This is a genomic window from Nonomuraea terrae, from assembly GCF_004348995.1.
GTDB classification, from domain to species: Bacteria; Actinomycetota; Actinomycetes; order Streptosporangiales; family Streptosporangiaceae; genus Nonomuraea; species Nonomuraea terrae.
Genome location: NZ_SMKQ01000016.1, coordinates 25,888 through 48,515, shown reverse-complemented (window position 1 = coordinate 48,515; position 22,628 = coordinate 25,888). Strand labels below are relative to the sequence as shown.

Annotated in this window: 20 protein-coding genes; 6 read left to right on the top strand and 14 right to left on the bottom strand. The window is 70.5% G+C overall.

Going from position 1 to position 22,628, the window contains the following annotated elements:
- The first annotated feature begins 18 nt into the window (after nucleotides 1–18).
- The gene (locus tag E1286_RS08720) at nucleotides 19–1,302 is read left to right on the top strand and encodes an adenylosuccinate synthase (RefSeq protein ID WP_132610519.1); all 1,284 of its coding nucleotides are present in this window, start codon (nucleotides 19–21) and stop codon (nucleotides 1,300–1,302) included.
- Here E1286_RS08720 and E1286_RS08715 read toward each other — a convergent pair.
- Entirely contained in the window at nucleotides 1,272–2,342 is a 1,071-nt protein-coding gene (locus E1286_RS08715) for a helix-turn-helix domain-containing protein (RefSeq protein WP_132610517.1), read from the bottom strand. The two genes, E1286_RS08720 and E1286_RS08715, sit on opposite strands and share 31 nt — an antisense overlap.
- A 21-nt stretch (nucleotides 2,343–2,363) precedes the next feature.
- The gene (locus E1286_RS08710) at nucleotides 2,364–3,224 is read right to left on the bottom strand and encodes a fumarylacetoacetate hydrolase family protein (RefSeq protein ID WP_246074601.1); all 861 of its coding nucleotides are present in this window, start codon (nucleotides 3,222–3,224) and stop codon (nucleotides 2,364–2,366) included.
- 127 nt (nucleotides 3,225–3,351) lie between these two features.
- Between E1286_RS08710 and E1286_RS08705 the strand changes: the two genes are divergently transcribed.
- Complete coding sequence (locus tag E1286_RS08705; protein WP_165969646.1) at nucleotides 3,352–4,653, top strand: aspartate aminotransferase family protein; 1,302 nt, start codon at nucleotides 3,352–3,354, stop codon at nucleotides 4,651–4,653.
- Here the strand turns inward: E1286_RS08705 and E1286_RS08700 are convergent.
- The 5 genes from E1286_RS08700 to purD form a co-directional block, all read right to left on the bottom strand.
- Nucleotides 4,534–5,544: an EamA family transporter gene (locus tag E1286_RS08700; RefSeq protein ID WP_132610514.1), complete on the bottom strand. Its 1,011-nt coding sequence runs from the start codon at nucleotides 5,542–5,544 to the stop codon at nucleotides 4,534–4,536. The two genes, E1286_RS08705 and E1286_RS08700, sit on opposite strands and share 120 nt — an antisense overlap.
- 364 nt (nucleotides 5,545–5,908) lie before the next feature.
- Nucleotides 5,909–7,198, bottom strand: coding sequence for a GTP cyclohydrolase IIa (locus E1286_RS08695; protein WP_132610512.1), 1,290 nt, complete (start codon nucleotides 7,196–7,198; stop codon nucleotides 5,909–5,911).
- A 201-nt stretch (nucleotides 7,199–7,399) separates the two neighbouring features.
- A complete protein-coding gene (gene murA / locus E1286_RS08690) occupies nucleotides 7,400–8,665 on the bottom strand; it encodes a UDP-N-acetylglucosamine 1-carboxyvinyltransferase (RefSeq protein WP_132610510.1) in 1,266 nt (421 codons plus the stop codon).
- A 79-nt stretch (nucleotides 8,666–8,744) separates the two neighbouring features.
- Entirely contained in the window at nucleotides 8,745–9,581 is an 837-nt protein-coding gene (locus E1286_RS08685; RefSeq protein WP_132610508.1) for a phosphoribosylaminoimidazolesuccinocarboxamide synthase, read from the bottom strand.
- Nucleotides 9,578–10,792 (bottom strand): phosphoribosylamine--glycine ligase, encoded by a 1,215-nt coding sequence (gene purD, locus E1286_RS08680; RefSeq protein ID WP_132610506.1) that lies wholly within the window; start codon nucleotides 10,790–10,792, stop codon nucleotides 9,578–9,580. The genes E1286_RS08685 and purD overlap by 4 nt, the downstream gene beginning before the upstream one ends.
- Before the next feature lie 405 nt (nucleotides 10,793–11,197).
- Between purD and corA the strand changes: the two genes are divergently transcribed.
- A complete protein-coding gene (gene corA, locus E1286_RS08675) occupies nucleotides 11,198–12,259 on the top strand; it encodes a magnesium/cobalt transporter CorA (protein WP_342776174.1) in 1,062 nt (353 codons plus the stop codon).
- Nucleotides 12,260–12,262: 3 nt separating this feature from the next.
- On the opposite strand, the gene E1286_RS08670 is transcribed toward corA, so the two are convergent.
- On the bottom strand, nucleotides 12,263–13,168 hold the full coding sequence (locus tag E1286_RS08670; protein ID WP_132610502.1) for a glycerophosphodiester phosphodiesterase family protein: 906 nt from the start codon (nucleotides 13,166–13,168) through the stop codon (nucleotides 12,263–12,265).
- Nucleotides 13,169–13,307: 139 nt separating this feature from the next.
- Between E1286_RS08670 and E1286_RS08665 the strand changes: the two genes are divergently transcribed.
- Complete coding sequence (locus E1286_RS08665) at nucleotides 13,308–13,925, top strand: GNAT family N-acetyltransferase (RefSeq protein WP_246074598.1); 618 nt, start codon at nucleotides 13,308–13,310, stop codon at nucleotides 13,923–13,925.
- 18 nt (nucleotides 13,926–13,943) lie between these two features.
- Here the strand turns inward: E1286_RS08665 and E1286_RS08660 are convergent, their stop codons facing one another.
- The 6 genes from E1286_RS08660 to E1286_RS08635 are packed head-to-tail and all read right to left on the bottom strand — an operon-like array spanning nucleotide 13,944 to nucleotide 20,679.
- Nucleotides 13,944–15,251, bottom strand: a complete 1,308-nt coding sequence (locus E1286_RS08660; protein ID WP_132610500.1) for a GTP cyclohydrolase IIa — start codon at nucleotides 15,249–15,251, stop codon at nucleotides 13,944–13,946.
- 1 nt (nucleotide 15,252) lies between these two features.
- Complete coding sequence (locus E1286_RS08655; protein ID WP_132610498.1) at nucleotides 15,253–16,053, bottom strand: amidohydrolase family protein; 801 nt, start codon at nucleotides 16,051–16,053, stop codon at nucleotides 15,253–15,255.
- Nucleotides 16,050–16,805, bottom strand: a complete 756-nt coding sequence (locus E1286_RS08650) for an amidohydrolase family protein (protein ID WP_132610496.1) — start codon at nucleotides 16,803–16,805, stop codon at nucleotides 16,050–16,052. Before E1286_RS08650 ends, E1286_RS08655 begins: the two co-directional genes overlap by 4 nt.
- A complete protein-coding gene (locus E1286_RS08645) occupies nucleotides 16,798–18,480 on the bottom strand; it encodes a heparinase II/III family protein (protein WP_132610494.1) in 1,683 nt (560 codons plus the stop codon). Before E1286_RS08645 ends, E1286_RS08650 begins: the two co-directional genes overlap by 8 nt.
- Nucleotides 18,477–19,460 carry a Gfo/Idh/MocA family protein gene (locus tag E1286_RS08640; RefSeq protein ID WP_246074597.1) on the bottom strand — a complete coding sequence of 328 codons (984 nt, stop codon included), beginning with the start codon at nucleotides 19,458–19,460 and terminating at the stop codon, nucleotides 18,477–18,479. Before E1286_RS08640 ends, E1286_RS08645 begins: the two co-directional genes overlap by 4 nt.
- Entirely contained in the window at nucleotides 19,450–20,679 is a 1,230-nt protein-coding gene (locus E1286_RS08635) for an extracellular solute-binding protein (protein WP_165969645.1), read from the bottom strand. The genes E1286_RS08640 and E1286_RS08635 overlap by 11 nt, the downstream gene beginning before the upstream one ends.
- A 230-nt stretch (nucleotides 20,680–20,909) precedes the next feature.
- On the opposite strand from E1286_RS08635, the gene E1286_RS08630 reads away from it, so the two are divergent.
- Together E1286_RS08630 and E1286_RS08625 are read left to right on the top strand one after the other, a co-directional pair.
- Entirely contained in the window at nucleotides 20,910–21,803 is an 894-nt protein-coding gene (locus E1286_RS08630) for a carbohydrate ABC transporter permease (protein ID WP_132610488.1), read from the top strand.
- Nucleotides 21,800–22,615 (top strand): carbohydrate ABC transporter permease, encoded by an 816-nt coding sequence (locus E1286_RS08625; protein WP_132610486.1) that lies wholly within the window; start codon nucleotides 21,800–21,802, stop codon nucleotides 22,613–22,615. Before E1286_RS08630 ends, E1286_RS08625 begins: the two co-directional genes overlap by 4 nt.
- Nucleotides 22,616–22,628: the final 13 nt, after the last annotated feature.

Below are 22,628 nucleotides of genomic sequence, written 5' to 3'. Positions count from 1 at the left end.
TGCTCGGGAGACTGAACCATGCCGGCTGCCGTTCTCGTGGGTGCCCAGTGGGGCGATGAGGGCAAGGGCAAGGCCACCGACCTGCTCGGTGGCGACGTCGACTACGTCGTCCGCTATCAGGGGGGCAACAACGCGGGTCACACCGTGGTCATCGGTGACCAGAAATACGCGCTGCACCTGCTCCCCACGGGGATCCTGTCGCCGGAGGTGGTACCGGTCATCGGCAACGGAGTGGTGATCGACCCTGGCGTGCTGCTCAGCGAGATCGACGGGCTGGCCGCCCGCGGCATCTCCGCCGAGCGGCTGCTGATCTCCTCCAACGCGCACCTGATCATGCCCCACCACAAGGCGCTCGACAAGGTGACCGAGCGTTACCTGGGCAAGGCCAGGATCGGCACGACCGGGCGCGGCATCGGGCCGGCGTACGGCGACAAGATCGCCCGGATGGGCGTGCGGGTGCAGGACCTGCTCGACCCGGGCATCCTGGCCAAGAAGATCGAGGTCGCGCTGACCGAGAAGAACCAGGTGCTGACCAAGGTCTACAACCGGCGCGGCATCGAGCCCGCCGCGGTGCTGGAGGAGTACCTCGCCTACGCCGAGCGGCTCAAGCCGCACATCGCCGACACCTCGCTGGTGCTGTCGAAGGCGCTGGACGAGGGCAAGTTCGTGCTGTTGGAAGGCGGCCAGGGCACGCTGCTCGACATCGACCACGGCACGTACCCGTTCGTCACGTCGTCCTCGCCCACGGCGGGCGGGGCGTGCGCCGGGGCCGGCATCCCGCCGAACCGGCTGACGAAGATCATCGGCATCCTCAAGGCGTACACCACCCGCGTCGGGTCGGGGCCGTTCCCGACGGAGCTGACCGACGAGATGGGCGAATGGCTGCGCCAGACCGGCGGCGAGTACGGCGTCACGACGGGCCGCAACCGCCGCTGCGGCTGGTTCGACGCGGTGATCGCCCGGTACGCGACCCGCATCAACGGCGTCACCGACTACTTCCTCACCAAGCTCGACGTGCTGTCGGGGCTGGAGAGCATCCCGGTGTGCGTGGCGTACGAGGTCGACGGGGTGCGGCACGACGAGATCCCCATGACGCAGACCGACTTCCACCACGCCAAGCCGATCTACGAGGAGCTGCCCGGCTGGCAGGACGACATCACCGGCGCCAAGTCGTTCGAGGACCTGCCGCGCAACGCGCAGGCGTACGTGCGGGCGCTGGAGGAGATGAGCGGGGCGCCGATCTCCGCCATCGGCGTGGGCCCGGGCCGCGATCAGACCCTGGTGATCCGCTCGCTGGTCTGAGCCCGGTGGGCTCTGCGGTATTCGGTGGGTGAGCAGCCCACGTGCCGCTTGAACACCCCGCGGAAGGCCTTCGCGCTCTGGTAGCCGGAGCGCGTGGCCACCGCCTCCACCGGCAGCGCCGACGACGTCAGCAGCGACCGGGCGTGCCGCATGCGCAGCCCGGTGAGCTGGCGCAGGAACGTCGTCCGGCGTTCCGCGGCGAACAGGTGGGCGATGTGGAACGGGCTCGCCGAGACGGCCTGGGCCACGGTGGTCAGCCGCAGGCCAGGGTCGGCGTAGTGGGCGGCCATGTAGCTCTCGGCCATGGTCAGGATGTCGCGGGCGGCCGCGGGGATGAGCCGCGTCAGGATCTCTTCCACCCAGATCCGTAAATATGAGCGTTCGTGGATGGAGTTCACCGCCACCAGCTCCGAGATCGGCAGCCGGGCGCAGGCGTCCACCCAGTCGGTGCAGCCGCTCGCCAGCCTGCGCCGGTTGACCAGGTCCACCACGAACAGCAGCTCCCCGACCAGCCACCGGTGCAGCGTCGCCGGGTCGAGGTCGCGCTCCTGGCTGCAGCGGTCGACCCAGCCGGCCAGCAGGGCCGCCGCCGCCCGGCGGTCGCCGGCGTGCACGGCGCGCGCCAGCTCCGGCTCGATCCGCACCGGCGGCCCGCCCTCCGGGCGGTCCCCCTCCGGCGCCGTGATCACCCGGTCGCCGCCCAGCACGAGCTTGTAGGCGTTGGTACGGCGCGCGTCCCGCTCCGCCTCGGCCAGGAGCCCGGGGCGTCCGAGGCTGACCGTGGCCGTCAGCTCCCCGGCCCGCCCGATCCGGGCGCGTACGTCCTCGGCGAGGGTGCTCGCGCGGTCCATGAGGCGGCGGGGGTCGGGCCCGGTCAGGACGACCAGCCACTCCTCGGGCGGCAGCGCGACGCAGCCGGTGACCTCGCGGATCGCGCGGTCGGCCCGCTCCAGCTGCGTGCGCGCCCACTGGGATCCGCGGGCCCTGGACAGCGCCATGTAGTCGTCGATGTCGACGAGCACACCAACCGCGTACTCCATACGGCCAAGAGTAACGCTGGTTTAGGCAGACCGAAATACCACTTCGTTGACGAGTGTGCCGACTCCGGCCACGGTCGCGCGCATGACGTCACCGTGCTTCAGCGGCGCGATCCCGGCGATGGTGCCGGTCGCGATGAGGTCGCCGGGCAGCAGCGTCATGCCGTCCGACAGGTCCGCGATCAGCCTGGGCACGCCGAACACCATCTGCTTGGTGTTCGCCCGCTGGCGTACCTCGCCGTCCACCTCCAGCGTCAGCTCGACGTCGTGCGGGTCCGGCACCTCGTCCACCGTGGCCAGGTACGGCCCCGCCGGAGCGAACGTGTCGAATCCCTTCGACTGGTCCCACGGCTGGTTGCGGGCGATGTTCGTGAGCTGCAGGTCCCTGGCCGTCATGTCGTTGAGCACGGTGTAGCCGGCGACGGCCTCGCGCCAGCGCTCCTCCGGCAGGTCGCGGGTGACCGAGCCGATCACCACGGCCAGCTCCACCTCGTGCTCCAGGTGGCGGGTGCGGGCCGGCGCGATCACCGGCCGGTTGTGTCCGGTCAGCGCGGACGGCGGCTTGAAGAACAGCACCGGGTCCGGCGGCACCTCCAGGCCGCTCTCCTCGGCGTGCGCCACGTAGTTGAGCGCCAGGCAGCAGACCTTCGTGCAGGTGGCCACCGGCGGCTCGAACAGCACCTCGGCCTCCAGGAGCAGCTCACCCGCCACCGCCCACCGCCGGTCCGCCTCCTCGGTCAGCCGCTCCAGCCCGTAGTGGCCGAGCATCGCCACCGGGTCGTCGCCGCCCTCCAGACCGATCAGGGGCAGCAGTTCGCCGCCCGGCCGCCAGGCCACCACTTCCACCGGATCGGCGGCCGTCCGCCGTACACGCCCGAGAAACATGCCTCAAAGCCCACCAGCGGCGGGTGTACGGCCACAAGGCCTCTTCCTTGCGATGCCGACCCCGTCCTTGCGCACTTGCTCGCCGGTCGCTTGTGGGCGGGCCGCGCGCGCCGCTTGGATGGGCGCCATGACGCGGACCTTGGACGCCAGCAGCAAAATGTACGCGGACGCGCGGCGCTACCTCGCCGGGGGCGTCTCCAGCGACGCCCGCCGGGTCGACGGAGTGCCGCTCTTCGTCGACCACGCGAAGGGCTCGCGCCTGTGGGACGTCGACGGCAACGAATACGTCGACTACGTCCTCGGCCAGGGCCCCTCGGTGCTGGGGCACTGCCCGCCCGAGGTCGTGGAGGCGGTGGCCGCGCAGGCCGCGCGCGGGATGGCCTACTCCGCCCAGCACGCCGCCGAGGTGCGGGTCGCCGAGCGCCTGTGCGCGCTGGTGCCGTCGGCCGGGCGGGTCCGGTTCAACACCGTCGGCTCCGAGGCCGTGCACGCCGCGCTCCGGCTCGCCAGGGGGTGCACCGGGCGCGAGGCGGTACTCAAGTTCGAGGGCCACTACCACGGCTGGCTCGACCCGGTGCTGTTCAGCGTGCATCCCGCGCTCGACGCGGCCGGCCCGGCCGACGCGCCGGCGACCGTCCCCGGCACTGCGGGACAACAGCGCGGTCACTCCGACGACCTCGTCGTCTGCCCCTGGAACGACGTGCCCGCGCTGAGCAGGCTCATGGAGCAGCACGCCGGGCGGCTCGCCGCGGTGATCATGGAGCCGGTGTTGTGCAACACGGGCGCCATCGAGCCCGACCCCGGCTACCTGGAGGAGGTCCAGCGCCTGTGCCGCGAGCACGGGACGCTGCTGATCTTCGACGAGATCATCACCGGGTTCCGGCTGGCCCCGGGCGGCGCGCAGGAGCACCTGGGCGTCACGCCGGACCTGTCGGTGTTCGGCAAGGCGATGGCGGGAGGCATGCAGGTCTCCGCGCTCGTGGGACGCGCCGACGTCATGGACCACATCTCGACCGGCAAGGTCGCGCACGCCGGGACGTTCAACTCCCACCCCGTGGGCATCGCCGCCGCCGAGGCCACGCTGCGCGTCCTCGACGAACGCCGCGACGAGGTCTACGGCACCCTGTACGCCCGCGGCGCCGAGCTCATGGAGGGCCTGCGTTCCGCCGCCGCGAAGGCGGGCGTCCCGATGCTGGTGGACGGCCCTGGCCCGGTGTTCCAGACGTACCTCACCGAGGCGTCGTCGGTGCGGAACTACCGGGACTTCGCGGCCACCGACCGGGCCGCGATGACCCGGCTGCACGCGGCGCTACTCGACAGGGGCGTCAACATGGTGCCGCGCGGGTTGTGGTTCATGTCGGCCGCCCACACCGAGGCCGACGTCGCCTTCACCGTCGACGCGTTCGCCGACGCGCTCGGCACGCTTTGACCGCTCGGTGGAGATCACCAGCGCTACGCCGACGAGGATGATCAGGCCGCCCGCGACGACCTGGATCGTGACGGGCTCCGACAACACCAGCGCGCCGAGGGCTACCGCGACGGCCGGGTTGACGTAGGCGTAGGTGGAGACGAGCGAGATGGGGGCGTGGCCGAGCAGCCACGCGAACGACGTGAAGCCGATCAGCGAGCCGACCAGGATGAGGTAGACCAGGCCCGCCCACGAGCGGCCGCTGATCGCCGTCAGGTCGAGCCGCTCGCCCGTGACGAAGCCGAGCAGCAGCAGGCCGAGGCCGCCGGCGAGCATCTCCACGGCGCTCGTCGCGAAGGCGTTGGCCGGCATCGCGATGCGGGCCGACAGGAACGAGCCGACGGCCCACGTCAGCGAGCCGAACAGGATGATCACGATGCCGACCGTGCTGCCCGCCTCACCTCCGGTCAGCGACAGTGCGGCGACTCCCACCAGGCCGACGAGGACGCCGGCCAGCGTCAGCGGCTGCGGCCGGTCGCGTACGGCGAACCTGAACACCACCAGCCACAGCGGCACGGAGGCGACGAGCAGCGCGGCCAGGCCCGTCGAGATGTGCTGCTCGGCCACGGCCACCATGCCGTTGCCCAAGGTCAGCAGCAGCAGCCCGACCAGCGCGGCCCCGAAGAACTGCCGGCGCGTCATCCGGAACGCCTCCCGGCCGGAGCGCACCAGGAGGAACCCGCCGAGCAGCGCGGCCGCGGTGAAGAAGCGCATGGCGCCGGAGAACATCGGCGGGATCGTCTCGACGGCGAGCGCGATGGCGAGGTAGGTGGAGCCCCAGACCACGTAGACGATGGCGAGAGCTCCCCAGACGGCAGGAGTCACCTTGGCGTCAGGGGCGTTAACGGTCATGACTCGTGACAGTAGCGCCGCGGGGTGACAGTTCGCCGGTCGATTTCAGACCTTGAGATGACGAGGCGGCATACGCGGCGTACGAGCCTCGGCGAGAGGGACCCTCACCCGTGCCCGACCGGGCCGCCGAGCACGGCCACAGGGGCATTCCAGGGGCGCGGAAGACGTGTCCGGGAAGCGGGCACCGGAACGGATTTGGTGCCCCCGTCCGAATCGCGTCGATCGGGGGCAGCGGAGAACATACCCCTCTCCGCCCGCGTCAACCAACACGTTGACAAAAGTCAGTGCGATAGCTCCCCGAGGGCCCGCCGTCCTTCGGAAGGGGGAAGACAGGACGGCGGACCCGGAACGGGGCGGCGGCTCGTCAGCGTGGACCGAGCTTCTCCACGATCAGCCGGTAGAGCTGCCGGGGCCGCCCCGGCTGAGGCGTGCGGTTGGGCGGTAGCGGCCACGCGAGCCCCTCGTCAACCAGCGTGCGCAGCAACCGCCGTGCCGTACGCGGCGTGACGCCCAGCATCTTGCCCGCGCCTTCGGCGTCGACGACCGTGTCGCCGCCCTCCAGCTTGGCCGCCAGCCGGGCCAGCACCTCGACCCCCTTGGGCTTGAGCGCCGTCGCGCCCGTGGGTGGCATGCGGGGCGCCGGGATGAGCGCCCGGCCCTCCCTGTCGACCGCGAAGCCCTGCGCCTGCTTGCCCGCCTGGGTGCGGGCCAGCGCGGCGCGGGCGTGCGACTCGGCGTCGTGGGTGGTGCGACCCATCCCGACGCCGACCTCGACCGCGAGGCCGAGTTCGTCCCTGATCCGGCCCGCGAACGGCAGCACCCTGAACCCGTCGGTGGCCGCCGCGATGGATCCCCGCGTGGCCGTGACCAGGTAGCTGTGATCGTCGATGGGCCAGACCGTCGCGTTGATCCGGTTGGCCTCCTGGACCAGGAGCCGGTGCAGCGACAGCCGCAGCTCGTCGCGCCAGTAACGCGGCGCGGCCCGGCGTACGGGTTCGCGCAGCGTCGGGACCTCCACGAGGACCACGGTGAGCTGCGACTCCTCCAGCCGGTGGTGCGCCCCGAGCAGCGCCGCGGTGTGCAGCGCCGTACGGACCGCCGCCGACGTCGGCCTGATCCTGATCGCCGGCACGCCGGATGCGTGCAGGCGTTCGGCCACCGCGGGCAGGCACGTCAGGGCTCCTGTCGTGGCGCCCTGCCGCACCAGCCGTTCGTGGTAGGCCGCGATCGTGCCGGTGGCGCCCGGCTCGTCGCGGCTGTGCACGTCGGAAGCCGGGATACCGAGATCGGTGTACGCCTCCTCCACGTCCGCCCGGCTCACCACGTCGATGCTGACCCGCTGGGGGTCGATGCGAGTGTCGATCGCGGCCTTGGCCAGCGCCGCCACCAGTGCTGCTCCGCCGAGTTGCACGTACGTCGCGGGCATCGTCAGCACACCTGATCGCCGGGCCAGGTCGTAGGGGACCGGGCTGGCGAACAGGCACGCGTCGACGCCGGGACCGAGCCGCGTCACCTTGTCGGGGGCCTCCTGCTCATCGCGATAGGCGGCCGCAACAAGGCGACACGGCAGCGGCGCCGCGGCATGACCCATCAGCATCACCCGCTCGACCAGGTCGTGGGGTCCCACCACGCCAATGGTGAGGTCCGGTGTCATGGCGCCCGGGCGTGACACTCGGGGAGTTTCTTCGGCCCTCTCGACCAATGTTCGTCCCATCCTGCCGTCCGTTGCAGTGCTCTCTTTTGGAACGATCGCTCGCGGGGGCCGTAATGTCACGCCTGACTTTTCCGGAAAGTCGTTCTAGTTGACCGCCCGAGAAGATGTCCTAGCAGCTCAACGCGGTTTTTCTCGCCTTTTTTAGTGCTCGGAAATCTCTCGTGTAATGTCCGCGCCGAGTGCACGCATTCGCGCTGCGAGATGTGCGTGGCCGCGGTCGATGAGGTATCCGGAGTCGATCACGGTCTCGCCTTCGGCCGCCAGAGCGGCGAGCACGAGAGCGATGCCCGAGCGAAGGTCGTGGGCGGTCACCTCGGTGCCGGTCAACGGCGTGCAGCCGCGGACGATCGCCCGGCTGCCGTCGACCTCGACGTTGGCGCCCATCTTGTTGAGCTCGCCGGCCAGGGCGAACCTGCCGTCGAAGATGCGCTCGTGGATGTAGCTGGTGCCGTCGGCGAGCGCCGCGACGGTCATCATCGGCGACTGCAGGTCGGTGGCGAAGCCGGGGTAGGTGTCGGTGATGATGTTGATCGGCCGCAGCGGGCCCTCGCACCGGACGTGCAGCACCGCGCCCTGGCTCTGGAACTCGACGCCCATCTGCTCCAGCTTGTAGCGCACGACGCCGAGGTCGAGGCCGGTGCCGACGAGGCTGAGCTCGCCGCCGGTGATCGCCGCGGCCATCGCGAAGACGCCCGCGTCGAGCCGGTCGGGCATGACGGTGTGCTCGACCGCGTGCAGCTCGTCGACGCCCTCGACGGTGATGAACCCGGTGCCGCCGCCGCTGATGCGCGCGCCCATCTTGGTGAGCATGTCGATGACGTCGAGCACCTCGGGCTCCAGCGCGGCGTTCTCGATCACGGTGGTGCCCTTGGCCAGGGCGGCGGCCATGATGAGGTTTTCCGTGCCGGTGTGGGACGGGGTGTCGAGATAGAGGGTGGCGCCGGTCAGGCCGGAGGCCTTGACGTGGATGACGGTCTCACCCTCGTCGACGATCGCGCCGAGGCGCTTGTAGCCGAGGTAGTGGAAGTCGAGGTTGCGGCTGCCGAGGTTGCAGCCGCCGACGCCTTCGACGATCGCCTCGCCGAGGCGGTGCAGCAGCGCCGGGGTGAACAGCACCGAGCCGCGGAAGCGGCGGGCGATCTCGGCGGGCAGCACGGGGCTGCTCACCCGGGAGGCGTCGATGACCAGCGTGCGCTCTGACTCGTGCAGCTCGACGTACGCGCCGACGGCCTCGGCCAGCTCGATCGCGCGGCATACATCTTCGATGATCGGCACGTTGCGCAGAACGGTGCGGCCCTTGGGGGCGAGCAGAGCCGCACCGATCATGGGAAGCACGGCGTTCTTCGCGCCCTGGATGAACGCGGTTCCACGCAGTGCGTTGCCACCGCGCACGCGGTAACGGACCATTTCGTGCGGCTCCTTGGAAATCAACGGTGAGGCTCGATCGGGCCAACAGTAGCCGCTCACACCACCTGGCCCAGCCGAATCATCCGCTAAAGGGAGCCCCCGTGATGCGTTCATACGCTTCCAGGTATCGCTGCCGCGTGCGCTCTACCACGTCATCGGGAAGGCGAGGTGGGGGGTTTCCAGAGGATTTGTCCCATCCAGATTCGGGCGAAAGTAGCCAATCGCGCACAAATTGCTTATCAAAGGAATGCTGGGTGCGGCCCGGACTCCATTCGTCTGCCGGCCAGAACCGCGACGAGTCGGGAGTGAGAACCTCGTCACCCAGCGTCAGCACGCCGTCCGCGTCCCAGCCCAGCTCGATCTTGGTGTCGGCCACGATGATGCCCCGCTCACCGGCGATCTCCGCCCCGCGCGTGTAGACGGCCAGCGTGATCTGCCGCAGCGCCTCGGCCGTCTCCGCGCCGACCTCCGCGACGACCCGTTCGTACGCGATCGGCTCGTCGTGCTCGCCCATCGGCGCCTTGGTCGACGGCGTGAAGATCGGCTCGGGCAGCCGGGAGCCGTCCTCCAGCCCCGGCGGCAGCGGCACGCCGGAGACCGCGCCCGTCTCGCGGTACTCGTTGAGCCCGCCGCCCGTGAGGTAGCCCCGGGCCACGCACTCGACCTGCACCATCCGCAGCGGCCGGCACAGCACGCTGCGCAGGTCGTCGCCGGGGGCCACGACGTGGTTGGGCACGACGTCCTTGAGCTGGTCGAACCACCACAACGACATCTGCGTGAGGATCGCCCCCTTGTCGGGGATGTCGGGCTCCATCACGTAGTCGAAGGCCGACAGACGGTCGGAGGCGACCATCAGCAGCAGGCCGTCGTCGGTCTCGTAGAGGTCTCGCACCTTGCCGGAGTGCACGTGTCTCATCGGGCGATGTCCGTCCTGTGGTGGGAGCCGCGCAACTCGATGCGGGCGGCGAGATCGTAGGCGGCCTGGCGCGCGCTCTCCTGGTCGGGCCCGTGGCCGACCACGCTGAGCACCCGCCCACCGTCGGAGACCACCTCGCCGTCCTTCCTCCTCGTGCCGGCGTGCAGGACGTACGCGTTGTCCGCCGCCCGCGGCCCCCTGATCACGTCGCCCTTGACCGGGGCGGCGGGATAGCCCTCCGACGCGATCACCACGGTCACGGCCGAGCCCGGCTTGAACACCGGGTCGAGGCCCAGCTCGCCGGTCGCGCAGGCCATCAGCAGCCCACCGAGCGGCGTCTCCAGCCGGTCGAGCAGCACCTGCGTCTCGGGATCGCCGAAGCGGGCGTTGAACTCAACCACCTTCGGCCCCTTCGCGGTCAGCGCCAGCCCCACGTAGAGCACCCCCTGGTACGGCAGCCCGCGCCGCCCCAGCTCGGCGATCGTCGGGTGCACGACCTCGCGCATGACCTGCTCGGTCAGGCCTTCGGGCGCCCACGGCAACGGCGTGTAGGCGCCCATGCCGCCGGTGTTGGGGCCCTCGTCGCCGTCGAGGGCGCGCTTGAAGTCCTGAGCGAGCTGGAGCGGCACTGCCGTGCTGCCGTCGCAGAGCGCGAACAGCGACACCTCGGGCCCGTCGAGGAACTCCTCGATCACCACCCGGTCGCACGCCCGCGCGTGCGCCAGCGCCTCGGCCCGGTCGGTGGTGACGACCACGCCCTTGCCGGCGGCCAGCCCGTCGTCCTTGACGACGTAGGGGGCGCCGAACTCGTCGAGCGCCGCCGCGGCCTCCGCCTCGGTGGTGCACGTCATGGACCGGGCGGTCGGCACGTCGGCCGCCTGCATGACCTCCTTGGCGAACGCCTTGGAGCCCTCGATCATGGCGGCCCCGCTGGACGGCCCGAAGCAGGCGATGCCCGCCTCGCGCACCGCGTCGGACACCCCCGCGACGAGCGGCGCCTCCGGCCCCACCACGACGAGGTCGATGTGCAAGCGGGCGGCCAGCGCGGCCACCTGCCCGGGGTCGAGGGGATCGACGGGGTGCACGGTGGCGACCTCTTCGATGCCCGGATTGCCTGGGGCGCAGTGGAGCTCGCTGACCTGGGGATCGAGCTTGAGTGAACGGCACAGGGCGTGCTCACGCCCTCCGGAACCAATGACTAGAACGCGCACGCGCTCCATTCTCGCAGGCCCGCCGCACGCCACCCGCCCAGGCCGCCCGTACAGCACGGGATGCCGGAATAAGCGACAACCTTTGTGGAGTTCTACCTGAGCGCACCTCTCCCGACGAGTATCGTCGGATCCGTTCACCCGCCCGTGGTAAGTTTGGGCGGCTTTGCGGCGTCTCTTAGCGATTGGAGGTGGTCCGGGATGAAACCTGGTGATCCCAGCAGTACGTGGTCCGTCACGTACACCCCAGTTACCCCCGACCACTCCAATCCGGCAGCCTGATCGTGCCTCCACGCATGTTTGTTCGATTGAGGTGATTTTTTCATCGCGCGTGGAGCGTGCCAGGTCGGGCGGAAAGGGACTGCCATGCGCTCGTCCACGCTTTTCCGTCGCATCAACCGTCACCCCGTGCCGTCGCGTGCCGCTCACCAGCTGACCAAGCCGTTGCGAGATGTCCGGCTGCCCCCCGTCGACTCGGTCGTCGAGTTCGGCGCCTACGTCGAGGGCAGGAAGGTGAGCACCCCCGGCATCGCGGAGGCCCTGCGCCTCGTACGCGAGCACAACAGGGACGCCGAGGGCCCCAACGCGTTCGTCTGGGTGGGTCTGCACGAGCCGGCCGCTCCCGAGGTGGAGTGGCTGTCCGGGGTGTTCGGCCTGCACCCGCTGTCCGTCGAGGACGCCGTCAAGGCCCACCAGCGCCCCAAGGTCGAGCGGTACGGCGACTCGCTGTTCATGGTGCTGAAGACCCTCGCCTACCTCGACCACGGCCCGTCCGACGGCGAGATCATCGCCACCGGCGAGATCATGGTCTTCCTCGGCGTCGACTTCGTGGTGACCGTGCGCCACGGCGAACACTGCCCGCTCACCATCGTCCGCGAGCGCCTCGAAGGCGACCCCAAGCTGCTGAGGCGCGGTCCGGCGGGCGTCCTGCACGCCATCGCCGACCACGTGGTCGACCAGTACCTGCAGGTGGCCGACCTGATGCAGCTGGAGCTCGAAGAGGTCGAGGCGACCGTGTTCGCCGACGTCAGCTCCCGCGACATCAACCGCATCTACCAGCTCAAGCGCGAGATGCTGGAGATGAAGCGGGCCGTCACGCCGCTGTTGTCGCCGCTTTCGGCGCTCCCCCAGCGCCGCGTCATCCCGTCGGAGATGCGCGAATACTTCCGCGACGTCGGCGACCACCTGTCGCGGGTGTGCGAGCAGGTGGAGTCGTCGAATGAGCTGTGCAGCTCGATCCTGCAGGCCGCGCTCGCCCGCTCCAACGCCCTCGCCAACGAGGACATGCGCAAGATCTCGTCGTGGGTGGCCATACTGGCGGTGCCCACGATGATCGCCGGCATCTACGGGATGAACTTCGACTTCATGCCGGAGACCAAGCAGGTGTGGGGCTACCCGGCGGTGCTGGCCGTCATGGTGACGGCCTGCGTACTGCTGCACCGCGGCTTCCGCCGCAACGGCTGGCTCTGAAGGTCAGACGCCCACGGGGCGCAGCGGGGCGACGGGCTCGGGGAGCTCCAGGCCCCGCTCGCGCCAGAGCTCGCGCATCCGGTCGGGGTAGTCGGTGACGACGCCGGCCACTCCGAGGCCGAGCATCCGGCCCGCGAGCGCGGCGTCGTTGACCGTCCAGACCGCCACGTCGAGCCCGGCGGCGGACGCCCGCGCCATGAACCGCTCGTCGACCATGACGTGCTCGGGCGAGAGCGTGGTGGCCCCGGCCTCGCGCGCCGCGGCGGGCACGTCGTCGCCCACGCCGTCGTTCCAGTGGAGGGTGTCGGGCTCGATCAGGGCGAAGCGACGGGTGCCGGGGGCGAGCCGGGCCGCGTGGCCGATGACGCGCCAGTCGAAGCTGAGAATCGCGGCGTTGCCGAGCCGGCCGTGCTTGTCGAGCTCCTCGACCACCATCTCGGTGAACATCGCCGGGTCGGCCGTCAGCTGCGGTCGGGTGGGGTCGGACTTGAGCTCGACATGCAGGCGCACGCCCTCGGCCTCGTAGGCGTCGACCAGGCCGAGCACCGCGCCGAGCGTCGGCATGCGGGTCTCGGGCATCGGCACCTGCGTCAGCGCGAAGGGGTCGTCGGGGTGGCGCGGCAGGCGTACGCCGACGTCGAGCGTGCGCAGCTGCGCCAGGGTGAGGGCGTTGATCGGCTTGCCGACGTAGGGGTAGAGCGGGTCGCCGGCGTGGACCGGCCCGCGATCGGCGCTGGTGACGGCCGAGACGGTGAGGTCGTGCGTGAGCACGAGACGGCGGTCGGCGGTGAGCGCGACGTCGAGCTCGAGCGCATGCACGCCCAGCTCCATCGTGCGGCTCATCCCCGGCAGAGTGTTCTCGGGCCACAGGCCGCGAGCTCCTCGGTGACCATGAATCTCAACGCGCACACCGAGGACCCTACCGGGCGGGGGGCGCGTCAAGGCAGTGCCACGCCGAATCCTTTTTATCCTGGTATGCCCCGTCGGCGAATTTAGGGCAGACCATAGGCTGTCCTCCGTGACGGAGGTTCTCAAAACCGCCCATTCAATGACAGTCCAGGCATGGGTCGATGGCTGGGTCGTCTCCCGCCACACCCCCAGGGCCGTACGCGAGCCGTGGGGGCTGCGCGTGGACGTGGGACTGCCGGGGCACGTGGCCCGGCACATCGTGCCCTGTCCGACACCCGAGCTGCTGGCCCGCCTGACCCGGGCCGTCACCGCCCCCGGCACCTGGCTCAAGCTCTGCGGGCCCGCCGAGGCGGTCGCTCCCCACCTGCCGCCGGCCTGGTCCGTGAAGGAGCAGGAGTACATGATGGTCACGCGTTCGTTGTCGCGCGCCCTGCCGCGCACTCCCGCCGGTTACGTCCCGGCGGTCACCACGCGGGCCGGCGTCACGGTCGCGCGGTTGCTGACGGCGGGCGGCGAGGTCGCCGCGCGGGGCCAGATCGCGCTGGCGGGCACGACTGCGATCGTCGACCAGGTGGAGACGGCGGCCGGGCACCGCCGCCGCGGCCTCGGCAGCGTGATCATGAAGAGCCTCGAGGCCGCCGCGGTCTCCCGGGGCGCCCGCAGCGGCGTGCTGGTCGCCACGGACCAGGGCCAGGCCCTCTACGCCACCCTCGGCTGGACCCTCCACTCCCTGGTGACCCCCGCCTTCCTCGCCTGACCCGCGGCCCGTCGCAGGTCAGCCCGCGATGAGGCGGTACGGCTGGCGGGGGCGGCCCGCCTGGGCGGACTTCACCGGGGGCAGCGCCCAGGCCAGGCCCTCTTCCACCAGGTTCTGCAGCACCCGTCGCGCGCTCCGCGGCGCCACACCCAGGATCTCCGCGACGATCTCCGCGTCCACGACCATGGCCTCGGGATCCTCGCCGAGCGTCTGGACGAGCCGGTCCCTGATCTTGACCGCCTTGGAGTCGGCGGGCTCGCGCACGACGTCCGCCGGCCCCCGCCGGCGCATGGGCAGGGACACCGCGTTCCCATCACTGTCGATCATGAACGCGGCCGCCGCCTCCGCCGCGCGGGCGCGTTCGAGCGCCGTCACGGCGTTCGCGTCGGCGTCTCTGGCGGTGTGGCCGAGCCCCAGACCGACCTCCACCTCCAAGCCGACGTCGGCCCGCACCCGGTCCATGAACGGCGCCACCCTGAACCCGTCGGTGGCCTGCGACAGCGCACCCACCGTGGTGGTCACCACGTAGGTGTTCTCCTCGCGCGGCACCACCGTGGCGCCCATCAGCCGCGCCTCGGCCAGCAGCGCCCGGTGCAGCCGCAGCTTGAGCTCCTGCTGCCAGTAGTTGCCCGGACCGGAGTGGCCGGGCCGGACGGAGGCCGCCAGCGACACCAGCACGATCGCGAGCTGCGCCTCCTCCAACCGGTTGCCGGCGCCGAGCAGCGCCGCGGTGTTGATGGCCTGCCGCAACGTGCTCGTGGACGGCATCATGCGCAGCACCGGCACCCCGTCGGCCTCCAGCCGGGTGGCGACCGTGCGGACCGTGGTGAGCGCGGCGGTGGTGGCGCCCTCGCGGTGCAGGCGCTCGTGGAAACCGATGAAGTCGCGCACGGAGTCGGGCTGGAGGTATTCGGACACGTGCACCGCCGACATGGGCACGCCGATCTCGTCGTACGCCTCGGCGACCTCGTCGGGGGCGATGGAGTCGATGCTCACCCTGGCCGGGTCGACGCCGTGGGCGAGCACGCCGCGCAGCAGCGTGGCGTACAGGCCCGACCCGCTCACCGGGACGAACGTGGCCGGGACGCTGATCTCGCCCGACTGCCGGGCGAGGTCGTATTGGAGCGGTCCGGTGAACAGCACGGCGTCGATGCTGCCCATGATCTTGCTGAGCTTCTCGTGCGTCTCGTTCTCGCCCGCGTGCGGCGCGCCGACGAGCCGCAGGGTGCCGGCCGTCGGCAGGGTCGCCCCGATGTGCACGATCTGCTCGACCAGATCATGAGGACCGACCACACCGATCGCGATCTTGGATCGAAGCCGCTCCACGTCACGCCCCTCGTCCGCCGAGCAACCCGGTGACGGTCCCCCCGAGCACCGCTGCTCTTTCCTCTTCCGTGAGTTGAGAGAACAGTATGCGGCCCAGCGACATCCGAAGATCGATGAAGGGGAAGTCGGAGCCGTACACCACGCGGTCCTGGCCCACCTCACGCACCATCCGTACGATATCCGCCCCCGAGTTGTACGAGCCGCACACCTCCAGGATGACGCGTTCGTGCCGCTTGGCCACCTCGATGGCCTGGTCGATGCCGAGCGGCGTCACCCCGGAGTGCCCGGCGAGCACGGTCACGCCGGGATGGCGCGCGGCCACCTCGTCCACGTGGTGCAGGTCGTTGTACGGCGAGCCGCTGTAGGTGTGCGTGAGCACCGGGAACCGCGACGCCGCGGCGAACTCCCACACCGGCGCGTAGCGGGCGCCGGTGAGCGGGTAGTCGTGCAGGTCCGGATGGATCTTGATCCCGGCGAACCGGGGATCGTCCCCCCAGCGGGCCAGCTCCCCCTCCGGGTCCTGCCAGGGGTTGACCGTGAGGTAGCCGCTGAAGCGGTCGGGGGCCTGGTCGACGATCGCCGCCGTGGCGGCGTTCCCGGCCGCGGCGTCGAGCTGGATCGCGAGGTGACTGGAGAGCACCGCGTGCGCCACCCCGCACCGGTCCATGACCCGCAGCATCCCCGCCGGGTCCGGGTCGGGGATGAAGAACACGCTGTACGGCCCCGCGTGGGCGTGCGCGTCCACGATGCGCGTCACGGTCTGCGGCCGCCGTTCCCACACGGCCTGTGCCAGCCGGTTCATGCCGCTCTGACCTCCTGCCCGATCAGCCGGCGGAGGTTGCCCCCGCCGATCGCCGCCACCTGGGCGTCGTCCAGCTCCGACCAGAGCAGCCGGGTGACCGCCTCCGCCGGATCGCGGTACGGCGCCCCTGTGCCGAAGACGAACCGGCCCGCTCCGAACCGTTCGACCAGCCATTCGAGCCCTCGGTGGGAGGACAGGTCGGCCAGTCCGACGTACACGTTCTGGGCGCGGTCGAGCACCCCGGCGATCTGCCGCAACATCCGGTATCCCGCGCCTCCGACGACGATGCGCAGCCGCGGATGCGCCCGCGCGACGGCCTCCACGACCGGCCAGCCCGCCTGCCCCGCGTCCACGAGCAGCGGCAGCCGTACGGACGACAGGGCGTCCAGCACGGGGGCGACGTCGGGGCCCGCGAGGTCGTAGCCGTGGTCGGCGGGGAAGGCGCGCACGGCGCGGACCCCGGCGGCCACGGCGGCCTCGGCGAAGCCGGCGCCGATCTCGCCGCAGGTGTCGGGCAGCAGCACCCAGCACGGGCTCAGCCTGGGCTCCCCGGCGACGAGGCCGAGCAGCCCGCGGTTGCCGCGCGCGGGGTCGTGCAGCCAGGAGGTCATGTTCGTGACGAGTGCCCCCGAGACGCCGACGCGGTCCATGGCGGCCAGCAGCTCGGCCGCTGTTCCGCCGCCCACGTCGCGTCGCGGGTGGCGGCCCAGCATGGCGTCCGCGTCGATCAGGACCGGCAGGTCCTCACTCATCGCCGCCCCAGTGCTGGGAGCTCTCCCCCCGGCTCCAGCCGTACGCGCTGAACGTGTCGGTGGTGCCGTCGATCGTGACGCCGGACTCGGTCACGGTGACCTCGGGCGGTTCACCGTGGAAGGGGACGATGGCGACGGTGAACCTGCCGTCGCGTCTGCGCAGTCCCAGCGAGTGGATCTCGCCGTACTCCGCGGTGCGGGTCCGCTGGTCGGGGATGCGGGCGGGACCGTTCCCGTGGACGACCTCGTCGGGCGGGCCGGCCGGGACGACGAGGACGCGCCCGCTGACGTAGCCGGAGCCGTGCGGACGCCACGGCTCCAGGCCGTGCAGCTGCCAGATCGCCTCGGCGTCGATCGTGTCGGTGACCAGCCAGTACGACGGCTCGTCGCGGACGAAGACGATCCTGCGGTCGTGCCGCCGCGCGTAGCCGTGGTGGTGGCCCGCGAAGACGTCGGCGTGCTCGCCCGTCACGAACAGGTCGAGCTCGGCCCGCCGGTCCTCGGTGTAGTCCTGGCCGGGCACCAGGAGCGTGTTGTGGCCGCGGGTGGCCTGGTACCAGTCGTAGTAGCCGGGGTCGTCGTACGACGGCGGCCCGCCGGCCTCCCAGGCCAGCGGCCCGTCCCGGTCGGCCAGCACGAAGTCGAGCGCGGCGTGGTGGCTGTGCGGCTCCAGCTCGTGGCCGACGTACGGGCCGTAGTTGACGACCGCGTACAGGCCGGCGTTCCGCATGACCGCGTACGCGCTGGCGGCCAGCAGGTGGGAGCCATCCGGCACGGCGACTTTCGGGCCCTTGGCGAGCAGCTCCGCCGGCCACACCACGCCGCTGTCCTGCAGGTGCGGGACCCAGCCGCCGGGCGCCTCCAGCGCGGCCAGCCACGCGTGCATGGCCGCGACCTTGGGATGCTCCGCGATCTCCGGGTCCAGCGCCACCGCGCGCTGCAACGACTCCAGGACCATGACGTGGTAGCCCGGCGAGCGCTCGTGGTGGCCGCCGTCGGCGCGCACGTCGCGTTCGAGGTGGTCGAGGATGCGCGCCCGCGCGACCCGCGCCCACGAGGCGGCCTCCGGGAGCTCCGGATAGAGGGTGGCGGCGTGCAGCAGCTCGCAGGCGCAGACGAACTGCCAGTTGCCGTGCCGGAACTCGTCGTGCTCCTCCGCCGCCCAGCGGGCGCCGCCGATGACGGTCTTGAGCATGCGCGCCCAGCACCCGTCACTGAGCGCGGGCTCCTCGGCGAACACCGCGAGCGCCGCGTTGACGTGCATCGAACGGGCCCAGACGCCGAGGGAGTACCAAACGACGTCGAGCCCAGGCCAGTCGCCCTCGACCTGGTCCCTGGTGTCGTACCAGCGGGTGAAGAGGCGGTCCCACTCCTTGGCGTACACCGGGTCGCCCGTGCGGGCGTAGGCGGACACCAGGGGCATCATCCAGCGCAGGTAGTGGAAGCCGTACAGGCGGGAGCGGCCGCGGCTCTTGTCGAGGAAGTCGACCTCCTGGCCGATCAGGGCGTCCGCCGCCTCGACCTCGTCCCTGCCGAGGTCCCACAGCGGCTTGGGCCGGCGCCAGTGGCGGGTCTCCGCGACGCCGGCGGCGCCGAGCGCGGCCAGCAGGTCCTCGTCGCTGATGCGCCGCATGCGCGTCTCGTGGACGTGCGGCGGCTTCTCCACGTACGTCACAGCTTCACCGGCCGCCCGGTCCTGGCCGACTCGTGCGCGGCGGCGAGCACGGCGGTCACCTGACGGGAGCTCTCCACCGAGATGAGCGGCTCGGCGCCGGTGCGGGCGCAGTCCACGAAGTGGTGGATGGCGTCGCGGTAGGCGCCGGCGGGCTGACCGTGCACCACGCGCTGCAGCATGTTGCGCGGGTAGGTGTAGGCCTTGTCGGTGGCCACCTGGATGTTCTCCTTCTGGCGGTCGAGCTGGATCACGCCGTCCTCGCCGGCGACGGTGACGTAGCTGTCCACCGTGGTGGGGAAGGTGTTGGGGTAGATCCAGGCCGACTCGAAGGTGGCGACGGCGCCGCGGCTGTAGCGCACCTGGATCTGCATCGCGTCGGGGGTGTCGATGCCCATGCCGCGCAGTTTCCCGTGGCGCGCGGTGGCGAACACCTCCACCGCCACGTCGTCGTACAGCCAGGTGACCAGGTCGATGTCGTGGCTGGACAGGAACCACGCGCACGTCGTCCGGTCCGCCCAGCCGATCATCTCGGTGGGGACGTAGATGGTGTCGTTCTTGCGCGCGTAGCCGACGACGGGCTCGCCGATCAGCGCCATCTGCTCCTTCGCCTGCGCGTACGCCGGCACCCAGCGGTGGTTGAACAGGCACATCGCCACCACGCCCGCCGCCCGGATCGCGGCGACGGCCCTGTCGGCGTCCGCCACGGTGGTGGTGAACGGCTTCTCCACCAGGATGTGCAGGCCGGCCTCCGCCGCGGCCACCATCACGTCGGCGTGCAGGTGGTCGGGCGTGGTGACCGACACGGCGTCGACCGTGCCGGAGGCGATGAGCGCGTGGTGGTCGGGGTAGACGGCGGCGTCGCCGAGCGGCCTGCGCGAGACCGCGGTGACCTCGGCGTCCGGGTGCGCGGCCAGCACTTCCGCGTGGCCGCGCCCCATGATGCCGGTGCCGACGATGCCGACCCTCAACTTAGGCAGCAAGGGCTTGGTTCCATTTCTCTTCGGCTGCGTCGAGCGCATCCTGTGCGCTCTGGCTTCCCTGCAGGAAACCCCTGACCTCCTCCAGGAAGTACTCGCCCAGCTCGGCGTCCTTGTCGGTGCCGAGCGGCTTGTACTGCAACTGGGGCAGGCCCTTCACGATCACCTGGCGGGCGGTGGCCATCGGGTCGCCGCCGGCGGCCTCGGTGAAGAACGGGTCCTTGGTCGAGGAGATCGTCGAGGGGTAGATCGGCACGATCTTGCAGAAGGCGAGCTGGTTGACGCCGTTGGTGAAGAACTTGATGAACTCGGCGGCGGCCTTCTTGTTCGTCGACGCCTTCGGGATGGAGAACGCCTGCTGCGCCAGCAGCAGGAAGCCGCCGGTGTTCATCTTCACCGGCTCGGTGACGGCCAGGTCGTCGTAGACGTCGGGGGCGTTCTTCTGCGTGTTGAGCAGCTCGGCGGCGTTGGCCATGGGCTTGAAGGCGACCTGGCCGTTGTCGAGCGACTGCGGCAGCGCGCGGACGTCCTTGGAGATGGCGCCGGGCGCGATGCCCTTGCCGTCGTAGCTCTTCTTGAACTTCTCCAGCAGCGTCACGGCCTCGGGCGTGTTGAAGGTGGCCGTCTTCCTGTCGGCCGACAGCGGCTCGATCCCGTAGTAACGCAGCACGTTGACGTCGGGGATGCTGTTCATGCCGTGGACCTCGGTCTCCTGGTAGACCTTGTCGGCCAGCGCGAGGGCCTCGTCGAAGCTCGCGGGCGGGGCCTTCTCGTCGAAGCCGGCCTTCTCGACGACGGACTTGCGGTACATCGCGACGGGGGCGCCACCGTTGTACCACGGCACCGCGTACAGCTTGCCGTCGAAGCGCAGCGGCTCGACCAGGTTGGGCTGGAAGTCCGCGAGCGCGGCCTGGTCGAAGTAGGCGTCGAGGGGTTCGAGCGAGGGCGTGAAGCGGCCCAGCTCGACGGAGTTGACGTTGACGGCGTCGGGCACGTCGCCGCTGGCCACGGCGGCGAGCAGCTTGGTCGCGCTCTCGGCGCCGGGCACGTCGACCCAGTTGACCTTCACCTTGGGGTGTTGCCGCTGGTACTCGGCGATGAGGCCGGTGATGTAGTCGCTGTAGTTCTTCTTCAGGTTGATCGTCCAGAACTCCACCTCGCCCTCGAAGGGCTGGCCGGCCGAGGCGGTTTGGGGGGCGCTGCTCGTGGTGGTGCCCGGCACGCACCCGGTGGCGAGGGTTAGCGCGAGCGCACATGCCAGTAAGGCTCGACGAGACATGGACGAAACCTCCTCTTAATATGGCCGTCCTTTATCTCACTTTCGGCAGCGTGACAGTCTTTCGCAGTATTCGTCAATAGCCGGGCACTCTTGACCTGACTGGGCACCGATTATACGCTCCCTCCAAATTATGGCCGTCCCTTATCACTGCTTAGGATGGCACTAAGGATGTGATGCCTGTGGCCGCCACCCGGATGCCCGGACAGCGGTGGTACACCCCCTATCTGTTTGCGCTGCCCGCCCTCGTCCTGTTCGGGGTGTTCTTCGCCTGGCCGGCCGTCACTGCCATCCAGCTGTCGGTTCTCCACTACGACGTGGTCTCGCCGCCCACGTTCGCCGGGATGGACAACTTCACCCGCATGCTCGGCGACGAGCGCTTCTGGAAGTCGCTGCTCAACTCGGTGCTCTTCCTCATCGGGATGTTCCCGCTGCTCGTCGTGCTGCCGCTGCTGCTCGCCGTCCTGGTCAACCAGAAAGTGCCGGGCATCAGGACGTTCCGGATGCTCTACTACCTGCCGGTCGTGACCTCGATGGTCGCCGTCGGCGTGGCCTGGGAGTACGTCTTCCACCAGCAGGGCGTGCTCAACTGGATGCTCACCGCCTTCGGGCTGCTCGACCAGCCGATCCAGTACTTGCTCGACCCCTTCTGGGCCCTGCCCGCGCTGGTGCTGGTCGAGGGCTGGAAGAGCATGGGGTTCTACATGATGATCTATCTCGCCGGCCTGCAGACGATCCCCACCAGCCTGTACGAGGCCGCGAAGGTCGACGGCGCCGGCGCCTGGGTACGGCTGCGCCGCATCACCGTCCCGCTCATGGCGCCCTACATCGCGGTGGCCTTCACCATGGAGATGCTCGACTCCATGCAGGCCTTCACCTCGATCTACGTCATGACCAGGGGCGGCCCGCAGGACGCCACCCTCACGCTCGGCTACTACATCTGGTCCGCCGCCTTCGAGCACTACGAGATGGGCTACGCCAGCGCCATGGGCCTGGTGCTCTGGGTGCTGATGATCGGCATGGCCGTGCTCAACCACCGGGTCAACAAGGGACAGGCGGTGGTCGCGTGATCCTGCGCAGAGCCGGGACGTACATCCTGCTGACGGCGATCGCCCTCGCTTTCGTCGGGCCGTTCCTCATCCTGCTGTCGGCCGGGCTCAAGCCCTCCCACCAGGCCGTCTTCTCGTTCCCGCCCGACGTCATCCCCAGGCCGCCCGTGCTGGACTGGGTGATCGAGGCGTGGACGTCCATCCCGTTCCCGCAGTACATGTGGAACTCGGTGATCTACGTCGCGATCACCGTGCCGGCGTACCTCATCGTGTCGGCGTTGTGCGCGTACCCGCTGGCGCAGATGCGGTTCAGGGGACGCAACCTGATCTTCTTCGCCATCCTGTCCACGATGTTCCTGCCCAGCGAGGTCATGCTGATCCCGCGCTTCATGGTGGTCTCGCAGCTCAGCATGGCCGACACCTTCGCGGGGGTGATCCTGCCCGGCATCCTGTCGGCGTTCGGGATCTTCCTGCTCCGCCAGACGTTCGCCGGGGTGCCGCGCGAGATCGTGGACGCCGCCCGCACGGACGGCTGCCACGAGCTGCGCATCTTCTGGCACGTCATGCTGCCGGCGGCCAGGCCGACCCTGGCCATCCTCGCCATCTTCGGCTTCATCTCGGTCTGGAACAGCTTCCTGTGGCCGCTGGTGGTGCTGAAGGACTCCGCCAAGTATCCGATCGCCCTGGGCGTCGCCTACCTCGCCGGCATCACCGGCACCGACGTCCGCTCCCTCGCGGCCGGCACGATCCTGTCGATCGTCCCGGTCGTGGTCGTCTTCATGCTCATGCAACGGCACGTTCTCGAAGGAATGCGCGGCGCGGTGAAGGGCTGACGCCCGCGCGGAA

What these genes read in the sequence shown, in the direction of transcription:
- E1286_RS08720 (WP_132610519.1), top strand. Translation starts at nt 19, where the DNA reads ATGCCGGCTGCCGTTCTCGTGGGTGCCCAGTGGGGCGATGAGGGCAAG.
- E1286_RS08715 (WP_132610517.1), bottom strand. Translation starts at nt 2,342, where the DNA reads ATGGAGTACGCGGTTGGTGTGCTCGTCGACATCGACGACTACATGGCG.
- E1286_RS08710 (WP_246074601.1), bottom strand. Translation starts at nt 3,224, where the DNA reads ATGTTTCTCGGGCGTGTACGGCGGACGGCCGCCGATCCGGTGGAAGTG.
- E1286_RS08705 (WP_165969646.1), top strand. Translation starts at nt 3,352, where the DNA reads ATGACGCGGACCTTGGACGCCAGCAGCAAAATGTACGCGGACGCGCGG.
- E1286_RS08700 (WP_132610514.1), bottom strand. Translation starts at nt 5,544, where the DNA reads ATGACCGTTAACGCCCCTGACGCCAAGGTGACTCCTGCCGTCTGGGGA.
- E1286_RS08695 (WP_132610512.1), bottom strand. Translation starts at nt 7,198, where the DNA reads ATGACACCGGACCTCACCATTGGCGTGGTGGGACCCCACGACCTGGTC.
- murA (WP_132610510.1), bottom strand. Translation starts at nt 8,665, where the DNA reads ATGGTCCGTTACCGCGTGCGCGGTGGCAACGCACTGCGTGGAACCGCG.
- E1286_RS08685 (WP_132610508.1), bottom strand. Translation starts at nt 9,581, where the DNA reads ATGAGACACGTGCACTCCGGCAAGGTGCGAGACCTCTACGAGACCGAC.
- E1286_RS08665 (WP_246074598.1), top strand. Translation starts at nt 13,308, where the DNA reads ATGACAGTCCAGGCATGGGTCGATGGCTGGGTCGTCTCCCGCCACACC.
- E1286_RS08655 (WP_132610498.1), bottom strand. Translation starts at nt 16,053, where the DNA reads ATGAACCGGCTGGCACAGGCCGTGTGGGAACGGCGGCCGCAGACCGTG.
- E1286_RS08650 (WP_132610496.1), bottom strand. Translation starts at nt 16,805, where the DNA reads ATGAGTGAGGACCTGCCGGTCCTGATCGACGCGGACGCCATGCTGGGC.
- E1286_RS08630 (WP_132610488.1), top strand. Translation starts at nt 20,910, where the DNA reads ATGCCTGTGGCCGCCACCCGGATGCCCGGACAGCGGTGGTACACCCCC.